The 18,978-nt window shown below is 36.3% G+C and carries 17 protein-coding genes; 2 read left to right on the forward strand and 15 right to left on the reverse strand.

What is annotated here, in order from left to right; translation table 11 throughout:
- Positions 1 to 28: 28 nt before the first annotated feature.
- The 7 genes from coaE to F0362_RS22595 all read right to left on the reverse strand — a co-directional run bounded on the left by coaE (position 29) and on the right by F0362_RS22595 (position 8,020).
- Entirely contained in the window at positions 29 to 631 is a 603-nt protein-coding gene (coaE, locus tag F0362_RS22565; RefSeq protein ID WP_000219291.1) for a dephospho-CoA kinase, read from the reverse strand.
- 54 nt (positions 632 to 685) lie between these two features.
- A complete protein-coding gene (gene ytaF / locus F0362_RS22570; protein WP_000281731.1) occupies positions 686 to 1,318 on the reverse strand; it encodes a sporulation membrane protein YtaF in 633 nt (210 codons plus the stop codon).
- A gap of 72 nt (positions 1,319 to 1,390) precedes the next feature.
- On the reverse strand, positions 1,391 to 2,221 hold the full coding sequence (gene mutM, locus F0362_RS22575) for a DNA-formamidopyrimidine glycosylase (protein ID WP_001114492.1): 831 nt from the start codon (positions 2,219 to 2,221) through the stop codon (positions 1,391 to 1,393).
- A gap of 12 nt (positions 2,222 to 2,233) precedes the next feature.
- A complete protein-coding gene (gene polA / locus F0362_RS22580) occupies positions 2,234 to 4,867 on the reverse strand; it encodes a DNA polymerase I (protein ID WP_000412836.1) in 2,634 nt (877 codons plus the stop codon).
- A gap of 281 nt (positions 4,868 to 5,148) precedes the next feature.
- Positions 5,149 to 6,912, reverse strand: a complete 1,764-nt coding sequence (gene phoR / locus F0362_RS22585; protein WP_001032137.1) for a sensory box histidine kinase PhoR — start codon at positions 6,910 to 6,912, stop codon at positions 5,149 to 5,151.
- A complete protein-coding gene (gene phoP, locus F0362_RS22590) occupies positions 6,905 to 7,624 on the reverse strand; it encodes a two-component system response regulator PhoP (protein ID WP_001065218.1) in 720 nt (239 codons plus the stop codon). The genes phoR and phoP overlap by 8 nt, the downstream gene beginning before the upstream one ends.
- Before the next feature lie 159 nt (positions 7,625 to 7,783).
- Positions 7,784 to 8,020 carry a hypothetical protein gene (locus F0362_RS22595; RefSeq protein WP_001267375.1) on the reverse strand — a complete coding sequence of 79 codons (237 nt, stop codon included), beginning with the start codon at positions 8,018 to 8,020 and terminating at the stop codon, positions 7,784 to 7,786.
- Between the two features lie 100 nt (positions 8,021 to 8,120).
- On the opposite strand from F0362_RS22595, the gene F0362_RS31265 reads away from it, so the two are divergent.
- A complete protein-coding gene (locus tag F0362_RS31265) occupies positions 8,121 to 8,252 on the forward strand; it encodes a hypothetical protein (RefSeq protein WP_001241584.1) in 132 nt (43 codons plus the stop codon).
- A 56-nt stretch (positions 8,253 to 8,308) separates the two neighbouring features.
- On the opposite strand, the gene F0362_RS22600 is transcribed toward F0362_RS31265, so the two are convergent.
- From F0362_RS22600 to F0362_RS22625, 5 genes are all read right to left on the reverse strand, one after another.
- Positions 8,309 to 8,782 (reverse strand): MaoC family dehydratase, encoded by a 474-nt coding sequence (locus tag F0362_RS22600; RefSeq protein WP_000914174.1) that lies wholly within the window; start codon positions 8,780 to 8,782, stop codon positions 8,309 to 8,311.
- Between the two features lie 216 nt (positions 8,783 to 8,998).
- Entirely contained in the window at positions 8,999 to 9,937 is a 939-nt protein-coding gene (gene mdh, locus F0362_RS22605; RefSeq protein ID WP_000153227.1) for a malate dehydrogenase, read from the reverse strand.
- Between the two features lie 19 nt (positions 9,938 to 9,956).
- The gene (gene icd / locus F0362_RS22610) at positions 9,957 to 11,249 is read right to left on the reverse strand and encodes an NADP-dependent isocitrate dehydrogenase (RefSeq protein WP_000206907.1); all 1,293 of its coding nucleotides are present in this window, start codon (positions 11,247 to 11,249) and stop codon (positions 9,957 to 9,959) included.
- Positions 11,250 to 11,409: 160 nt separating this feature from the next.
- Positions 11,410 to 12,525, reverse strand: coding sequence for a citrate synthase (gene citZ, locus F0362_RS22615; protein ID WP_149889974.1), 1,116 nt, complete (start codon positions 12,523 to 12,525; stop codon positions 11,410 to 11,412).
- A gap of 421 nt (positions 12,526 to 12,946) precedes the next feature.
- Complete coding sequence (locus tag F0362_RS22625; protein ID WP_000625507.1) at positions 12,947 to 13,408, reverse strand: DUF441 domain-containing protein; 462 nt, start codon at positions 13,406 to 13,408, stop codon at positions 12,947 to 12,949.
- A gap of 433 nt (positions 13,409 to 13,841) precedes the next feature.
- Here F0362_RS22625 and ytvI point away from each other — a divergent pair, with 433 nt between their 5' ends.
- Entirely contained in the window at positions 13,842 to 14,966 is a 1,125-nt protein-coding gene (ytvI, locus tag F0362_RS22630) for a sporulation integral membrane protein YtvI (protein ID WP_001081386.1), read from the forward strand.
- A gap of 532 nt (positions 14,967 to 15,498) precedes the next feature.
- Here ytvI and F0362_RS22635 read toward each other — a convergent pair.
- The 3 genes from F0362_RS22635 to pfkA form a co-directional block, all read right to left on the reverse strand.
- Positions 15,499 to 15,888 (reverse strand): FxsA family protein, encoded by a 390-nt coding sequence (locus tag F0362_RS22635; RefSeq protein ID WP_000871647.1) that lies wholly within the window; start codon positions 15,886 to 15,888, stop codon positions 15,499 to 15,501.
- Positions 15,889 to 16,086: 198 nt separating this feature from the next.
- A complete protein-coding gene (pyk, locus tag F0362_RS22640; RefSeq protein ID WP_149889975.1) occupies positions 16,087 to 17,844 on the reverse strand; it encodes a pyruvate kinase in 1,758 nt (585 codons plus the stop codon).
- A gap of 53 nt (positions 17,845 to 17,897) precedes the next feature.
- Positions 17,898 to 18,857 (reverse strand): 6-phosphofructokinase, encoded by a 960-nt coding sequence (gene pfkA, locus F0362_RS22645; RefSeq protein WP_000821156.1) that lies wholly within the window; start codon positions 18,855 to 18,857, stop codon positions 17,898 to 17,900.
- Positions 18,858 to 18,978 lie beyond the last annotated feature (121 nt).

Raw genomic sequence — 18,978 nt, forward strand, 5'->3', positions numbered from 1 at the left:
TAAGCATTTTCATTAATTTCACAATTTTTTAGTCAATAATGTTCCATTTCTTTAAAATTCCCTGTAATTGTGTTTTCGTTCCCATAATTGTGCCATCATTATTTATTACTTCATCCGCATGCTTCACTTTTTCTTCTAACGGCATTTGCGATTGTATACGTGCTTTTGCTTCTTCTTCCGAAAAATTATTTCGCTCCATTAAACGTTTTAATTGCGTATCAGGCGTGACAGCTACAACTAAAACGCGGTCAACGAGACTTGTTAATTTACTTTCAAACAAAAGAGGGATATCTAACACAACCGCTTGCATACTTTCTTTTATGTACATTTCCTTTTGTGCATTCATTTCCTCACGTACTGCAGGATGAACAATTTTATTTAACTGCAATCGTTTTTCTTCATTATAGAAAACAACATTTCCTAATTTCGGCCGATCCAGTTCTCCATCTTTTTGTAACACTTCCGTTCCAAATACTTCTACTATTTTGTTATATGCTGGTTTTCCTCGTTCTACAACTTCTCTTGCAATAACATCTGCGTCAATAACCGGTATACTTAGCCCACGAAACATTTCTGATACCGTACTTTTTCCGCTTGCAATTCCTCCCGTTAATCCAATTACCACTGTCATAATACTTCTCCTCCTCATAATAAAAGGCGCGAAACTAATGTTCCACGCCCATACTTACATTTTCCAAATTCCAATAATAATGAGTAATACCCCAGGCAGGAATGTAAATTTTTGTAACCATTTCATATTCGATAAAACTGTACCCAGCTTCATTCCAATAAACAAAAATAAAGAACTCATAACTGCAACTAATATTGCCATCATAGCGGGTGCATAACCTAATAAAGATGCACCAATTCCAGCACCAAACGAATCCACGGAAAGTGCGATACCAAGAAGTAGCGCTTCTCCTGCAGAAATAGTTCCCGATTTATCAAAATCTGCAACAGTCGGTTTCCGTAAAATTTGAATTACTAACCCAAGTGAAGCAATTTCTAGTTTCCAAACCTTCTCTTCTTGCTTCGGTTCTTCCTTTTTATCACTCCGAAAAAATTGATATAATACCCAAATCCCTATTCCAATAAGAACAAGCCCACCGATACGCGTTGCGATAACAGGTGAAAATATTTTCGCAATCATATGTCCAATTCCCATTGAAACAAGCATAACAGCCGCTGAACAGATTCCGATAATTATAATTGATCTTAGTGGAATTCTTACGCTTCTCAAACCATATGTCAGCCCTACACTACAGCTATCTAAGCTTAATGTAAAAGCTAATAAAATAAGAGATAAATAAAGGTACATCGGTAAGCTCCTCCCTTATACATAGCTCTGCTGTATGTATATGACAAATGCCTATCCGATGTTATCTCTTTTCTATATTCTAGGCTGACAAATTGGGCAATAATGCGTCCCTCTTCCGCCAACAACTGTTTTTTCTAATATCGTGCCACAAGTTACACATGGTTCTCCCTTTTTCCCATATACATTTAAAAGTTCTTGGAATGAACCAATTTGCCCTTGCGAATTCATATACGTTCTAATTGTGCTTCCGCCTCGCTTCACTGCTTCGCCTAGCGTTGTAACAATTGCTTCGTAAATTCTTTCGATTTCTTCTTGCGTTAAAGATGCAGCTTCTCGCTCTGGATGGATATGAGAACGGAATAAAACTTCATCTACATATATATTTCCAAGCCCTACTAAAAGACGCTGATCTAATAATACGACTTTTATTTTACGATTTGTCTTTTGCAATTTTTCTTGTAAATACTGTGGTGTCAATTCAGCATCAAATGGCTCTGGACCTAAGTCAACAAGAGGCATTTGATTTAACTCTTCACCTTTTTTAAAGAGATGCATCGTACCAAACTTTCTCACATCTTTATAATGTAATTCAGTTCCATCTGTAAATAAGAAACGGACGTGCGTATGCTTATCAATTGGCTCATCCTCTTGATGCAGTAAAAACTTTCCTTCCATACGCAAATGTGAAACGATAACATAATTCGTTACATATAAAAGCAAAAACTTACCTCTTCGCTTTATCGTTTCAATTTTCTCGCCTCTGAGCATTTCTTTAAAGATTTCCGCATCATCTGGTCGTTTTACTATTTTTGGATACGTAACAATAACATCTTCAATCGTTTTTCCTGTTACAAGATTTTCGAGTGTCCGTCTGACATTTTCAACCTCTGGTAATTCAGGCATTTCATCACTTCCTTATTTTGCGTCGTACCAAGTTGGACCGTAAGAATAATCAACTTTCAGTGGAACTGCGAGTTCAATTGCATGCTCCATTACTTCTGGTACAAGCTTCTCTAATTTTTCAATTTCTTCTTTTGGTGCTTCAAAGATTAATTCATCGTGTACTTGCAGAAGAAGACGCGCTTGTAATCCTTCTTCTTCTAAACGATCTGCCATAATAATCATAGCTATCTTTATAATATCTGCAGCACTACCTTGAATTGGTGTATTCATAGCTGTACGCTCAGCAAAGCTACGTAAATTGAAATTACGACTCGTAATTTCCGGAATGTAACGGCGACGATTTAATAAGGTAGCCACATACCCTTTTTGTTTCGCATCTTTTACGATGTCATCCATATATTCTTGTACACCAGGGAAACTTTCTAAATACTTTTCAATAAATTCCGCTGCTGCTTTTCTTGTAATTCCTAAGTTTTGTGAAAGACCGTAATCACTAATACCATACACAATTCCGAAGTTAACAGCTTTCGCTTGTCGTCTCATATTCGAAGTTACTTCATCTTTTCCAACACCGAATACGTCCATAGCTGTTTTCGTATGAATATCCATATCATGTTGGAACGCTTCAACTAGCCCTTTATCATTTGCAATATGAGCTAATACACGAAGTTCAATTTGTGAATAATCGGCCGCATACATAATCCATCCTTCTTCTGATGGAACAAATGCCTGACGAATCTTTCTTCCTTCTTCTAATCGAATCGGTATATTTTGCAAGTTCGGATCTGTTGAACTTAATCGACCTGTTTGTGTTAAAACTTGATTAAAGCGAGTATGAATTTTCGATGAATCTTCATGTACAACTTTTAGTAAACCTTCAATGTAAGTTGAATTTAATTTCCCTAACTGACGATAATGTAAAATGTTTGGAATAATTTCATGATGATTCATAAGTTTATCTAGTACATCAGCTGACGTAGAATAACCTGTTTTCGTCTTTTTAATAACTGGTAAGTTTAAATTCTCAAACAGAATAACCCCAAGTTGCTTCGGTGAATTAATATTAAATTCTGTTCCCGCAAGCTTATAAATTTCCTGTTCCATTTCCTTTAATCTACCCGCAAGTTCTTCTCCCATATTACGAAGGCGCTCCGTATCAACTTTTACACCTTTTACTTCCATATCAGCTAGTACACGTGCAAGTGGTAATTCTAACTCTGTAAACAATTCATATTGCTCGTTCTTTTTTAATTCTTCCAAGAACGTTTGCTTTACATCATATAATACATGCACTTTTCGAGCTACATGCTCCGCTACTACTTCTAGCTCTGGAACAGCACGCTTCGCACCTTTTCCATAAACTTCTTCATCCGATTTCACGGCATGCGTTTCTTTCATTTTCGCTACAGTACGGAAATCTTTATCCGTATCAGCTGGATCAAGTAAATAAGCAGCAATTAATAAATCAAAGTCGATTCCTTGAATATCTATACCCTTCCATTTGAGTGCAACGATAGCTCGCTTCGCATCAAATGTATGCTTTCTCATTTCTCCATTTGCAAGCCATGCTTTGAAAGCCTCGGATGCAAGAGCTATGTCTGTCTGAATAAAGTAGCAACCATTTTCATTTTGAATACCAAAACCTTGAATGTCCGCTTTATGATAGTTATCTTCTTGTACTTCTACAATAAGTGCACTATCTTGCTGAAGTATTTCTTCTGTAACTTCTTCCACAATATCAAATGTAATATCATCTAATTCAGCTGGAGCTGTTTCTTCTGGCGTAACACCTAATTTATTCAAAAGAGATGTAAATCCTAAATTCTCGAACATTGGAATCACATCACTTGCTTCATATCCTTTATACTCCATATCATCCACATGCACTGTAATCGGCGCATCTGTAATAATAGTTGCAAGATCTTTACTCATAAGAGCTTGTTCTTTATTCGCTTCTAGTTTTTCTTTTAATTTCTTCCCGCTTACTTGATCGATATTTTCATACACTGCTTCAACCGTTTCAAATTGCGTTAACAATTTAATTGCAGTTTTTTCACCAACTCCTGGTACACCCGGAATATTATCTGACTGGTCCCCCATTAAACCTTTCATATCGATAATTTGCTTTGGTGATAAACTGTATTTCTCAAATAAAGCTTCTTTCGTATATTCATCTACTTCTGTAATCCCTTTTCGAGGTATACATACAAGCGTATTATCAGAAACAAGTTGAAGTAAATCTTTATCTCCTGAAATAACCTTAACATGAAACCCTTGCTCACTCGCTTCTTTCGCTAACGTCCCCATAATGTCATCCGCTTCATAATTTTCTAGTTCATAACGCGGTACATTAAATGCATCAAGCATCTCACGAATAAACGGGAATTGTTCTGATAACTCAGGTGGAGTCTTTTGACGTCCTCCTTTATACTCGCTATACGTTTTATGACGGAATGTCGTTTTTCCTGCATCAAACGCAACAAGCATATGCGTTGGCTTTTCTTCCTCTAATATTCTCATTAACATCATTGTAAAACCGTAAATTGCGTTCGTATGTATACCTTTGTCGTTATTTAAAAGCGGTAGTGCAAAGAAAGCACGATACGCGATATTATTACCATCTACTAATACGACTTTTTTTTCCACAATAGAAACCTCCCCATACAAATTTGAAACGATTTTCACATAGAAAAAAACCGTTCCTTTCCTCTCTCTATATTAACATGACTAATAGAGAGAAGAAAAATAACGGTTTTTTCTTTCATATATATCAAACTTATATTGGCATAAAGGGAAGTGACGAGAACAGCATAACTATTCTCGTCCAAAATTACTCCTTGGATGAAGGGGTTTTCATGTATTATATTAACAGAGCTTTATTAATATTTAATTAAGCCATTGTTAATATATTGTAAATATCCTTCATCCTATTTTTCAGTTGCCGATTTCGGTAAAACAACTGTAAATGTTGTCCCTTCCCCAACTTCACTATCCACAGTAATTGTACCGTGATGTGCCTCAACTAAATGCTTTACAATCGATAATCCAAGACCTGTACCACCAGTATTTCTACTTCTCGCTTTATCCACTCGGTAAAAACGTTCAAAAATACGTGGGATTTCATCTTTACTAATGCCAATTCCAGTATCAGATACTTTTATATAAGCATTGTATTTATCTTCTGCTAATTCAACAGAAACAACGCCTCCAGCCGGTGTATATACGATTGCATTATTAATTAAATTAATAAAGATTTGTTTCAAACGACCAGGATCTCCAATGACAGAGACACGTTTTAATACATTCACTTGTAAAGAGATTTCTTTTTCGCCTGCTTTATTGTCAAGCACCATATGAATATCTTCAAGAATTCCCTTCATATCAACGGTTTCCATATTTAATTTAAACCCTTGTTGCTCGATCTTTGACAAATCTAATAAATCTTCAATTAACCCTTGCATGCGTTCACTTTCTTTTAAAATAATGTGTAAGAAATGTTCGCAGAATTTCTTATTATCCATCGCTCCATCCAAGAGCGTTTCTGAAAAACCTTTAATAGAAGTAATTGGCGTCTTTAGTTCATGAGAAACATTGGCTAAAAAGTCTTTTCTCATTTGTTCTAATCTCTTTAACTCTGTTATGTCATGGAATACGAGAACAATCCCTTTCCATTCATGGTTCGTCCCGATAATCGGCGCTCCATATACTTCGAAATGCTTTCGCTCAATTCCAAGTGGCAATAGCATTTGTTTACGCACTTTCACTTCTGTCATAAAGATTTCTTCCACAAGCTCAATAATTTCTGTATGATGGAACGATTCATAATATAAGCGATCTAAATACTCTTCATCTGTTACGTGGAAAGTCTCTTTATAAGAACGGTTTACAAGGTTTATATAACCGCGGCTATCAATTAAAATCATTCCACTTCCCATATTTTCGATTAACGTATGCAGACGATCTTGTTGCATTTCTTGTTCGAGTGTCATCTCTTGTAAATTACGAGCTAAAATATTAATCGCTTTACTCAGCATTCCTGTTTCATCCGAATGACTTTCATAAGCACGTGCTTTATAATTTCCCTTCGCTAATTCAATCGCAACTTTCGTAACTGATTCAATTGGCCTAATATATTGCCCTGTAATTTTCATACCTAAAAACACGACTACAAGACAAGCGATAACAAATCCGATAATTAATAATCCCCACGTTTTTTGATGAACATCTTTCAAAGGCTCAATTGTACTTTTCACCAAAATGTATCCTTGTTTCCCTGTTACATCTTGAACGAACACCGCATGATAAAATTCATTCTTCTGATCCGTTTCTTTCGTAATGACTTTATTTCGTTGTTTCGCTGTTTCGGCAGAAAGTTCTTTAATCATCTCTTGACTAAATGCAGATTGTTGCCCTTTGCCATATTGAACTTTCTTTTTTTCATCTACAAATATAATAGAAGCTGGTATTTTTTCTTCTAACTTTTCAAATACATACGGCCTTTTTAAAACATCCTCAAAACCTTGTTCTTCTGCTAATACCGCAACATATCCTGTTTCTTTTACCATTCTCTCTTTCGCATGATCTATATAATAGTTTTCAAACACGGTTTCTAACAGTAAACCTAGTCCAACTAAAATAAACACAATAAGAGAAACAAATGTAAAAAGAAGCCTGGAACGAAATTTATTCATCCCCTTTTGGCTCCTCTAATTTATATCCTAAACCACGTATCGTTTTAATGTACGTCGGTTTTTTCGTATTTTTTTCAATTTTATCGCGCAAGTGGCTAATATGAACATCAACAATTCGTGTATCACCAGCAAAATCATAATTCCATACAGCACTTAATAATTGATCACGCGTCAACACGCGACTTTTATTTTTCGCAAGATAAACAAGTAGTTCAAATTCTTTTGGGGTTAATTCAAGCTTTCTTCCTTGGAAATAAGCCTCATAAAACTCCGGTAAAATTTTAAGGTCTGCAATTAGGATGCTATCTTCATCTGGCGCTTCTGCAACTTGCTCTTCTTGCTGTAATTTCGTACGACGTAAAATCGCCTTCACACGAGCAACAACTTCCCTTGGACTAAATGGCTTCGTCATATAATCATCCGCCCCAAGTTCAAGACCTAGCACCTTATCAAATTCATCATCTTTTGCTGTTAACATTAAAATCGGCGTCATAACACGCTGCAATCGTAATTCTTTACAAACTTCCATACCATCCATTTTTGGAAGCATTAAATCTAATATAATTAAATCCGGACGTTCTGTTGTCGCTTTTTGAAGCGCCATTTCTCCATCCATCGCTGTTATAACTTCAAAACCAGCTTGTTGTAAATTAAATTCAATTAAAGTTAAGATAAATTCCTCATCATCAACTACTAAAATACGATTGTTCATTCTTTTCCTCCAAGTTATAGACTTGAAACCTTCTTCATCCTAGTATTTTCCCCGTTATTCTCATCATACTAGAAAACAGGTCCCCCCTCAATATAATTGTCTATTCATGGATTCAGATTATGCCCTCGTTATCTCTAAAAACAATTACACTCGGCTCAATTAACGTGTTACTATCCACACTTTATACAATTCTATATTCTCATTACATTCTACTTCCGTATGAACATTGAATTCTCGATTTTGTGCTAAGAAAAAAGATAGAACATACGCTATTTTATAGTCCGGTGTTTCATATCCATCAAATACCCTTCCGTATATTTCATTCGCGATCCCGTCTGCCCACACTTCAGCTTCTCTTATCGTTTCAAAAATAACGTCTTCCCTTTTCCATCTCACTTAAAAAATCCCTCCTTCAATTGACTTCAGTTATTAAAGTATGTGATAATTTCATATAATAATTAATATATATGAATGTTATATATACGGAGGTTCTATTATGCGACTAGTACTACCTATTCTAACTTTAGTAGTAACATGTATTCTTACTTTTAACGCTCCAAGCTGGGATACGATTAAAACGGGTTGTTCAGATTTTGCTGCAGGGTTCGCTGAAGGATTCTTCAACTAAAAATAGCGCTAGCTCCCTTATTAAAGGTATGCTAGCGCTATTCATATTTTCATGTTTTAAAAATTATCTAATGCTTTTTCCATAATGGAAACAGATTTAAAAGGTGGCGTTACCGTTAATGAACCTTTAACAACCGTTTCTCCTTTTTCATCATGAGCAGATACAAGCATATCAATTGTATGTGCCTCCTCAGAAACAGCCACAACTTCAAAGTGGATTTGTAACGTTTCATAATGGTGAACATGCTTCACGAACGTAAGGTCCTTCCTAATAATATGACTACCTGGACCTGGTAAATATTTCGTAACCGCCGTTGTAATCATTCCCGTTAGCATAATGCTTGGTACAATCGGCTTTTCATACGGAGTTTGGGATGCGTAATCATGCTGAATATATAATGGATTGGCATCATTCGTTAGCCCTAAATACAATAACAAATCTTTATCCTCAATTTTTTCAGTGATAGATAGTTTCTCTCCTACTGTAATTTCATCCATTTTACGACCAATTTGAACTTTTTTCTTTAACATGTTACAACCCCCTCCGATTTTTTCACCTTATTATCCTACTAAAAGCGATACCTTATCCGAAATTTACTATGATGAGGGCAATGTATAGTATAAATCTACAGTTTCATTATAGGATACTACAAATGATAGCGTTTTCATATTATTCCAAAAAAACATTTCATTAAATAGTAGAAAAAGATTCGGGGCCCCGAATCTTTTTCCGCTTATATTTAATTATTAAACAAGAACTTTCATAACGTTACGTACAGATTCTACAGAGCGATCTAACGCTTCTTTTTCCTCTGCAAGAAGTTCTAATTCAATAATTTTTTCAATTCCGTTACCACCTAGAATTACTGGTACCCCTAAGTAAAGGTCACTATAACCATATTCACCTTCAAGATACGCAATAGCCGGTAATACACGGCGTTGATCTTTTAAGATTGCTTCTGTCATTTCAACTAAAGAAGCCGCTGGTGCGTAATATGCACTACCGTTTCCTAATAAGCCTACAATCTCTCCGCCACCCTTACGTGTACGTTCTACAATTGCCTCTAAACGCTCTTTCGGAATTAACGTTTCTAACGGAATGCCACCCGCATAGGAATAACGTACAAGAGGTACCATGTCGTCACCGTGTCCACCAAGAACAAATCCTGTAATGTCTTTCACAGAAAAATTTAATTCTTGTGCAATGAATGTACGGAAACGAGCTGTATCTAATACGCCCGATTGCCCGATAACACGCTCTTTCGGGAATCCTGCTTCTTTAAATACAGAATATGTCATTGCATCAACTGGATTTGTTAATACAACAATAATCGCATTTGGTGAATGTTTTGCAATGTCGCGCGTAATACTTTTCATAATTTTAGAGTTTGTTGCTACTAAGTCATCACGGCTCATACCAGGCTTACGTGCAATACCTGCTGTAATAACGACAACGTCAGAATCAGCAGTATCTGCGTAATCAGATGTTCCAATAATGTTAGCATCAAAACCTTGTACTGGGCTCGCTTCTAACATATCTAACGCTTTCCCTTTTGTTGGATTTTCCAGTTGTGGAATGTCCACTAATACAACATCTGCAAGTTCTTTTTGTGCTAATAAGAATGCTGTTGTTGCTCCTGTAAATCCTGCACCGATGACTGAAACTTTCTTGCGTTTGATTGTCATAATTTACCCCCCACTTTAATTATGCGTTTTTGATTATCGCTACATCCATGTTTTTAATAAGCTCATTAGCAAATTCAGAACATTTCACTTCTGTTGCGCCTTCCATTAGACGAGCGAAGTCGTATGTTACTACTTTTGATGCAATTGTTTTCTCAACTGAATCAGTTACTAATTTCGCAGCTTCATTCCATCCTAAATGTTCTAGTAATAATACACCAGAAAGAAGAACAGAAGATGGGTTTACTTTGTCTAAACCTGCATATTTTGGAGCTGTACCATGTGTAGCTTCAAAGATAGCATGTCCAGTCACATAGTTAATGTTTGCACCAGGTGCAATACCAATTCCACCTACTTGTGCAGCAAGTGCATCAGAGATATAGTCACCATTTAAGTTCATTGTTGCAACAACATCGAACTCACGTGGACGAGTTAAAATTTGTTGTAAGAAGATATCTGCAATAGAATCTTTTACGATGATTTTTCCAGCCACTTCTGCGTCTGCCATCGCTTTATTCGCTGCATCTTTGCCATCTTTTTCAACGATGCGATCATATTCAGCCCAAGTAAATACTTTATCGCCAAATTCTTGTTCCGCAACTTCATAACCCCAGTTTTTGAAAGCACCTTCTGTAAATTTCATAATGTTTCCTTTATGAACTAATGTAACAGAAGAGCGTTTTTCGTTAATTGCATATTGAATTGCAGCACGAACAAGACGCTTTGTCCCTTCTTCTGAAATTGGTTTAATACCAATACCAGATGTTTCTGGGAAGCGGATTTTATTAACACCCATTGCTTCTTTTAAGAAAGCAAGAACTTTTTCTGCTTCTGGAGATCCTTGTGCATATTCAATTCCAGCATAGATGTCTTCTGTATTTTCACGGAAAATAACCATATCAGTATCTTCCGGACGTTTTACAGGTGAAGGAACACCTTCAAAATAACGAACTGGACGTAGACATACGTATAAATCTAATTCTTGACGAAGCGCTACGTTTAGAGAACGAATACCACCGCCAACTGGAGTTGTAAGTGGACCTTTAATTGCGATTAAATATTCACGGATTAAATTTAAAGTCTCTTCTGGTAACCACTCGCCTGTTTGGTTGAATGCTTTTTCCCCTGCAAGCACTTCTTTCCAAACGATTTTCTTCTCACCATCATAAGCTTTTTCTACTGCTGCTTCTAGTACGCGAGATGCAGCTTCCCAAATATCAGGACCAATTCCATCTCCTTCGATAAATGGAATAATCGGATTGTTTGGTACATTCATAACACCATTAGTTACAGTAATTTTTTCACCTGTCGTCAATGTGATAACCCCCATGTTTGAAATTTCATATGTATGAAACTGAGGGAATAACCCCTCAGTTCAAACCGTTAGTCAAATTAAAATATTCTAATCATTACATCTTCCCAAAAAAATCAGACTTTTGAAAGCGTATTTTTACTATCGAAATAGTGTTTTTCGCTTATCGTTGTGCAATTGGAACATATACTTGATGTGTTGGTCCATTATAATCAGCACGCGGACGGATTAAACGGTTGTTTTCATATTGTTCTAGAATATGAGCTAACCAGCCTGACATACGGCTAATTGCAAAGATAGGTGTAAATAAGTCATGGTCAATTCCTAAACAATGGTATACAGAAGCTGAATAGAAATCAACATTTGGTGGAAGACCTTTTTCTTTTGTTACAATGTCTTCAATTTTGATAGACATATTATACCATTTCTCTTCTCCTAAAAGCACGCATAATCTCTTAGACATTTCACGTAAATGTTTTGCACGTGGATCACCTTGCTCATACACACGATGACCAAAGCCCATGATTTTCACTTTATTTTGAAGAGCATTATGAATATATGATTCTACATTTGCTTCTTCGCCAATTTCAGTTAACATCTTCATTACATTTTCATTTGCCCCGCCGTGAAGAGGACCTTTTAACGCACCGATTGCTGCAGTAATACCAGAATATACATCTGAAAGTGTAGCTACGCAAACACGTGCAGTAAATGTAGAAGCGTTTAACTCATGATCTGCATGAAGTACAAGCGCCTTATCAAAAGCTTCAATTTCAACTTCATTTGGCTCACGATCATTTAACATGTACAAGAAGTTTGCAGCTAATGATAAATCTTTTCTCGGTTCAACAATATCTAAACCTTTACGGATTCTTGCATAAGCGGCAATTAAAGTTCCCACTTGAGCTTGTAATTTAACCGCTTTCAAATAATTGGACTTTTCATCCATAATTTCAGCGCTCTCATCGTATAATGATAGCATGGAAATTGCAGTTCGTAAAACAGACATAGGATGTGCGATCTTTAAATCTACTTGTTTCAAATATGTTAAAATTTCACCTGGCACTTTATAGTATTCTGATACAGTTTCATTAAATTCCGCTAGTTCTTGTTCGTTAGGAAGCTTACGGTGCCATAATAAGTACACTACTTCTTCAAATGTAGCATTCTCAGCTAAATCATCAATATTATACCCAACATAAGTTAATGTATCATCAATAATAGAGCTCACAGATGATGTTGTTGCTACTACCCCTTCTAAACCTCGAATAACAGTCATGACATTCTCTCCTTTTCCTGAAAAATTCTCCCAACCTTGCTCCTTATATCTATTTGCTCCCCTTATGAATTATGAACGCCCGTTCACTCTTTAGGCAAGCAAAATGCACGATCATGCACATTTGTTGCGATGTTCCCCTCTTAATGTCCATTGCTTACATGGAAAGCATGAGCGTGAATGTCTCCCCGAATCCTCACGCTCAGAACAACAAGTTAGTGAGGAAAATGAATTCCGAAGAGTTTTATGATAAAAACAACATAAAACAATATCATTATAAAATTGTTTTATGTTGTTTTTATTTTATCTGGTGTAAAGTCTCTGCTGTTATGTAACTTTTCAAAGTTTCTAATTCTATTATAAACAATTATCTGACTTTTGTGAACAGAAAGAATTCAAAAATTTTATATTACTATAAAATTCCTTATTTAAACATTTGTATAATACTCATAACTGCATAGGCAATTCCAGCCCCAATTAACGGGCCTACAGCCACCCCATTAAATAAGGCAACCGCTATAATCGTCCCAAAAACAAGCGCAGTTGTAATATGAGGGTCCGTCGTCAATAATTGTACGCCGCCTTTCGCTAACAAAGCGACCGCCACACCTGAGGCTAAAGCAATCCATGCATAATATGATTTCGCTGCTTCTCCGAGTTGTTTAAAGCCTATTTCCCCTGTCGCAATCGGTACGAGCACTGCTATTGTAATGACTGTTACACCAAGGTTAATCCCTTTCGTTTGTAAATAAGGAAAGACTTTATCTCCTAAAAACGTAAACTTCAATAAGAATAACACTCCAATGGCTACAGTAAGCGATTGGTTTTTAGCAATCAGTCCTATAATAAGTAGTATGAATAAAAATAACGTTGACTGACTAATCATGTTTGCACTTCCTTTCTGAAAATAATGAACTCGCTTCCAAACAAAAATACCTTTAAACCTATCGTTATACATGTCATATCGATGTCTATTTGCCAATGAGAATAAGCCAACAATTTCATTTTTGTATGCATTTTTAACTTACAAAACGAGACTGTAACCCAAAAAAATCAAAGCATATATACATTTTTGAAAACGATGGTCTCTCCTTTCTTTTCTAACAAGAAACAGGTAAAATAAAAAGAAGAGAAAATGAAGTTTTTACCATATAGTAGAAGCATCATCAACAAGCTTTTACAGTCGTTCATGTACTGAAAAAGCAGGGAAAATCCATCATTCCACTATAACATAAAAGTGAAACTTTAATCAGTGAATGCTACTCGTTATAAGTTGAACGAATTAGGCTAATACAAATTGGAATGGGAGGTATACATCTTTGAACCGAAACTTACTATATATGATATTGCGACTCATATTTGTCATTGTAGCAACGGTAGCTGGGTTCTATGTATTACTATACATGTCAGGACTTATCTATCCTTTTATTATCGCTTTTGCATTTGCTTATTTGATTAATCCTGTCGTCAATTTCCTTAATCAAAAACTACAATTCCCTCGCGCACTAGCAGTACTCGTTAGCTTAATTCTCGTATTCGGAGCTATCGTCGGGCTTGTTACATACCTTGTAACAGAAGCAATATCTGCCACAACATACTTACTACAACTTGTTACAGTAAAGTTTCCGGATATCGTTAAATTCGCAGAGCAATTTGCACTTAATCATATTATGCCTCTCTATGACGATTTAATTTCTAAATTTAATCATCTTGGAGAACCGCAGCGTTATACAATTACACAAAACATCCAAAACTTAGGAACTGAAGCAACAACACAAATGAAAGAACTTTTAACAGCTATTATAAGTGGATTAACAAATTTCATTAGTGCATTACCAACAACTCTAACTGTTCTTGTATTCATTTTATTAGCCACTTTCTTCATTAGTTACGATTGGCACCGTCTTGCTCAAAAAGCAAGAAAACTTCTACCGAATCGTGTACATGGCTACGGAAAAACTATTTTTGTCGATTTAAGAAAAGCTTTGTTCGGTTTTGTTAAAGCGCAACTTACACTCGTATCTATGACAACCGTTATTGTACTAATCGGACTTTTAATATTACGCGTACCATACGCCATTACTATCGCGATTATTACAGGTGTTGTAGATTTACTCCCATACTTAGGGACCGGAGCCGTCTTCGTCCCTTGGGTTATATACGTATTTTTCACTGGCGACACCGCATTCGCCATCGGTCTTCTCATTCTATACATCGTCGTGATTGTCCAAAGACAAATTATGGAACCTAAAGTACTTTCATCTAATATTGGTCTTGATCCATTAGCGACACTAGTCGCTCTATTTATCGGCTTTAAGCTCTTCGGTTTCTTAGGATTAATCATCGGTCCAGTCACATTAGTACTACTTAATACATTACACAAAGCTCATGTCTTCCATGACTTGTGGAAATACATTAAAGGTTCACCCTCTTCAAAACAATAATTTCTAATTCACACAAAAAACTTAAGGAATAATGAGTGCAATTTCCCACTCATTATTCCTTGTACTTCTTTTTCATACTAACTACATGCAAAAAGAGAATTGCCCAAAAAAGGATAATTCTCTTGTTTTTTTGCATATAAAAACGGATTTTTCAACCTAAAATACATTTTTATTCTATTTATTTTATAATTATTACTTACATTTATTACTTTTTATGTAAATGAATAAATATACAAATCAGTATAAGATAAGGCTTCAACTAACGATTCCCCTGCTTTTATCAGATTTCATTACGTTCCTCGATCCTTCATACACAAAAATAAAACTTCAATATAGCGGATTTTTTCTACATCCTATTCATTAAGAACAAATAGTATCCAATTTACATGTTCAATCAGAAATATATATCCTACACAATAAAGTGAAACTTTAATCAATCAGGTTTTGTTCATCCCCCACTAATTATTAACCCGTACCAATCAGGCTTTTTGCAGAATAAAAAAGTAGTGCTTAGATCGCTATAATCTAAGCACTACTTCTGAATAATAATAGTAGATCTCTTTCTAAACTTCCATTCCATCCACTTCATAACAAGCGGCTTCAATAAAGCCCTAGTAAAAGGGACAACAAAAATAAACCCCATTACATCCGTCACATATCCAGGAAGCACTAAAAAAATACCTCCTACAAATACAAAAATACCATCTAGTACTGCCTCGCCTGGCATTTCTCCTCTATTCAACTTAGATTGAATCTCTCTAAGCACTTTAAACCCTTGCCTTTTCGCCAAATATACACCTACAACACCAGTAAATACAATCATAGCGAACGTAGACCATAACCCTATTACATGACTCGACCCAATTAATACCGTAATCTCAACCGCCGGTATTAAAATCAACAAGAATAACAACCATTTCACAGTTCTGCACCCCTTTCACAAATCGCTTTAAAGACCCCTAAAACGCTCATATAGACTAAACAGAAGTAAGACATCCATTCACATTAAACTTCATAACAAGCAGCTTGTAAAAGCAAATTTAGACGTTTTAAAATAGTTCTATCATGTTTTTGTGTAAAAAAAAGAGAAGGACTCCGCTCCTTCTCTCCGTATTACTTCTTATAGCACTTCCGCATGTCCATTATAAACAATTCCGCGTGCCGCATCAACTGTTACTTCTTGGCCATTTTTTAAAGTTGCTGTTACGCCGTTTACACCAACGATAACAGGAATACCGATTGATACGCCTACAACAGCTGCATGGCTAGTTAAGCCACCTTCTTCTACAACTAAAGCAGCAGCTTTTTCGATTGCAGAAATCATATCTTTATCAGTGCTTATTGTAACAAGGATATCACCTTCGTTTACGTTCGCTACAGCTTCAGCAGCTGTTTTCGCTACAACTACTTTACCTTTTGCAGCTTTACGACCGATTCCTTGTCCTTTAGCAACTTCTTCACCAACAACATGGATTTTCATTAAGTTTGTTGTACCAGTTTCAGCAACTGGAACACCCGCAGTGATTACTACAGTGTCTCCAAGTCCGATTAGACCTGCATCCATACCTGTTTGAATCGCAGTATCTAACATTTCGTCAGTAGACGCTGCACGTTTCCCAGCCATAAATGCTTGTACACCCCAAACAAGTGCAAGACGACGTCCTACTTGCTCGTCAGATGTTACAGCTACGATTGGAGATTTCGGACGATATTTAGAGATCATTTTCGCAGTATGTCCACTTTCTGTTGGAGCTACGATCGCAGCTACATCAAGAGCAAGTGCTGTATGCGCAACAGATTGGCTAATTGCATCTGTAATTGTTGGAGTGAACTCTTTAATACGTTTTTTGAACATATCTTCGTATTGTAATGATTTTTCAACACGTACTGCAATGTTAGCCATCATTGTTACCGCTTCTACTGGATATTGACCAGCAGCAGTTTCACCTGAAAGCATGATTGCATCCGTACCATCGAAGATTGCGTTAGCTACGTCACTTGCTTCCGCACGAGTTGGACGTGGGTTACGTTGCATAGAATCTAACATTTGCGTTGCAGTAATAACTGGTTTACCTAATACGTTACATTTTTTGATTAAACGTTTTTGCACTAAAGGTACTTCTTCTGGTGGAATTTCCACACCCATATCACCACGAGCTACCATTAAACCGTCAGAAACTTCTAAGATTGAATCGATATTGTCGATACCTTCTTGGTTTTCGATTTTCGGTACGATTTGGATGTATTGAGCATTATGCTCTTCTAGTAATTCACGGATTTCTAATACGTCAGATGCTTTACGAACGAAAGATGCTGCGATGAAATCAACTTTTTGCTCGATACCAAAGATGATATCTTTTACGTCTTTTTCAGTGATACCAGGAAGCTTAATGCTTACGTTTGGTACGTTAACACCTTTTTTATTTTTTACAGTTCCACTGTTTAAAACTTTTGTACGGATATTCCCGTCAGCTTTTTCGATTACTTCTAGCTCGATAAGACCGTCATCGATTAGAATGCGAGAACCTGGGTCTACATCATCATAAAGACCAGCATAAGATACAGAGAACTTCTCTGCAGTACCTAATACTTGTTCAGTAGAAAGAACTACTTCTGCACCTGTTACAAGTTCAGCTTGTCCGTCTACGAAGTCGTGAGTACGGATTTCTGGACCTTTTGTATCAAGTAAGATACCAACTGTTTTACCAGTTTTCTTTGAAGCTTCACGAATGTTTTTAATACGAGCGCCGTGCTCTTCATGGCTACCATGAGAGAAGTTTAAACGAGCAACGTTCATACCCGCTTCCATTAATTGTTCTAATTTCTCAATACTTTCACTAGCAGGACCTATTGTACATACAATTTTAGTTTTACGCATATTGCACCTCCGAAAATTATGAAACCGTTCCCAAATATCCGACATTACGCCGATTAGATGGATAATTCTTTAGATAATTGATACATATCTTTATCGATTGTATGCTTTTGAGCTAACGCTTCGATAATGTCATGATCAACAAGTTTATTATCTTGAATACCTACACAGCGTCCACCTTTACCAGCAATTAACAACTCAACTGCTCTTGCGCCAAGACGACTTGCTAATACACGGTCTTGTGCACTTGGTGATCCACCACGTTGTACGTGACCTAATACAGTTACACGAGTATCAAAGTTTGTTGCTTCTTCAATATGCTTACCGATGTCAATTGCACTTCCAACACCTTCAGCTACAATGATAATACTGTGTTTTTTCCCACGTTCGCTACCGCGTTTTAGACGAGCGATTACATCATCCATGTCATACTCTTCTTCTGGAATTAAGATCGTTTCTGCACCATCAGCTAAACCAGCCCATAATGCGATGTCTCCAGCATGACGTCCCATTACTTCGATAACATATGTACGTTCATGAGATGTAGCTGTGTCACGGATTTTATCAATTGCATCAATAACAGTATTTAAAGCTGTATCGAAACCAATTGTGAAGTCTGTTCCAGGAATATCATTGTCGATTGTACCTGGTACACCAACACATGGGAATCCTTGTTCAGTTAATTTTTTAGCACCTTGGTAAGAGCCATCTCCACCAATAACAACAAGTCCTTCGATACCGTGTTTCTTTAATTGCTCGATACCTTTTAGTCGTACTTCTGGGTCTTTAAACTCAGGACATCTTGCTGTATATAATTTCGTACCACCGCGGTGGATAATATCGCCAACAGAACCAAGTTCTAATTTTTCAATGTGACCAGAAATTAATCCAGCGTATCCATGGTAAATACCATATACTTCAATATCATGGAAAATCGCTTTACGAACAACTGCACGAATGGCAGCATTCATACCAGGTGAATCTCCACCACTTGTTAATACACCAATACGTTTCATTTGTACTCACCTCATAAAGATTATTTGCCTTATAATAAAATAACACGAAAAAATATAAAAACACAATGGAGAAGATGTGTCTTTTCATAATAAAAACGTGCATTCGCGAAGAGGAACGCAC

The sequence above is a fragment of the Bacillus sp. BS98 genome (assembly GCF_008432245.1).
GTDB lineage: Bacteria > Bacillota > Bacilli > Bacillales > Bacillaceae_G > Bacillus_A > Bacillus_A toyonensis.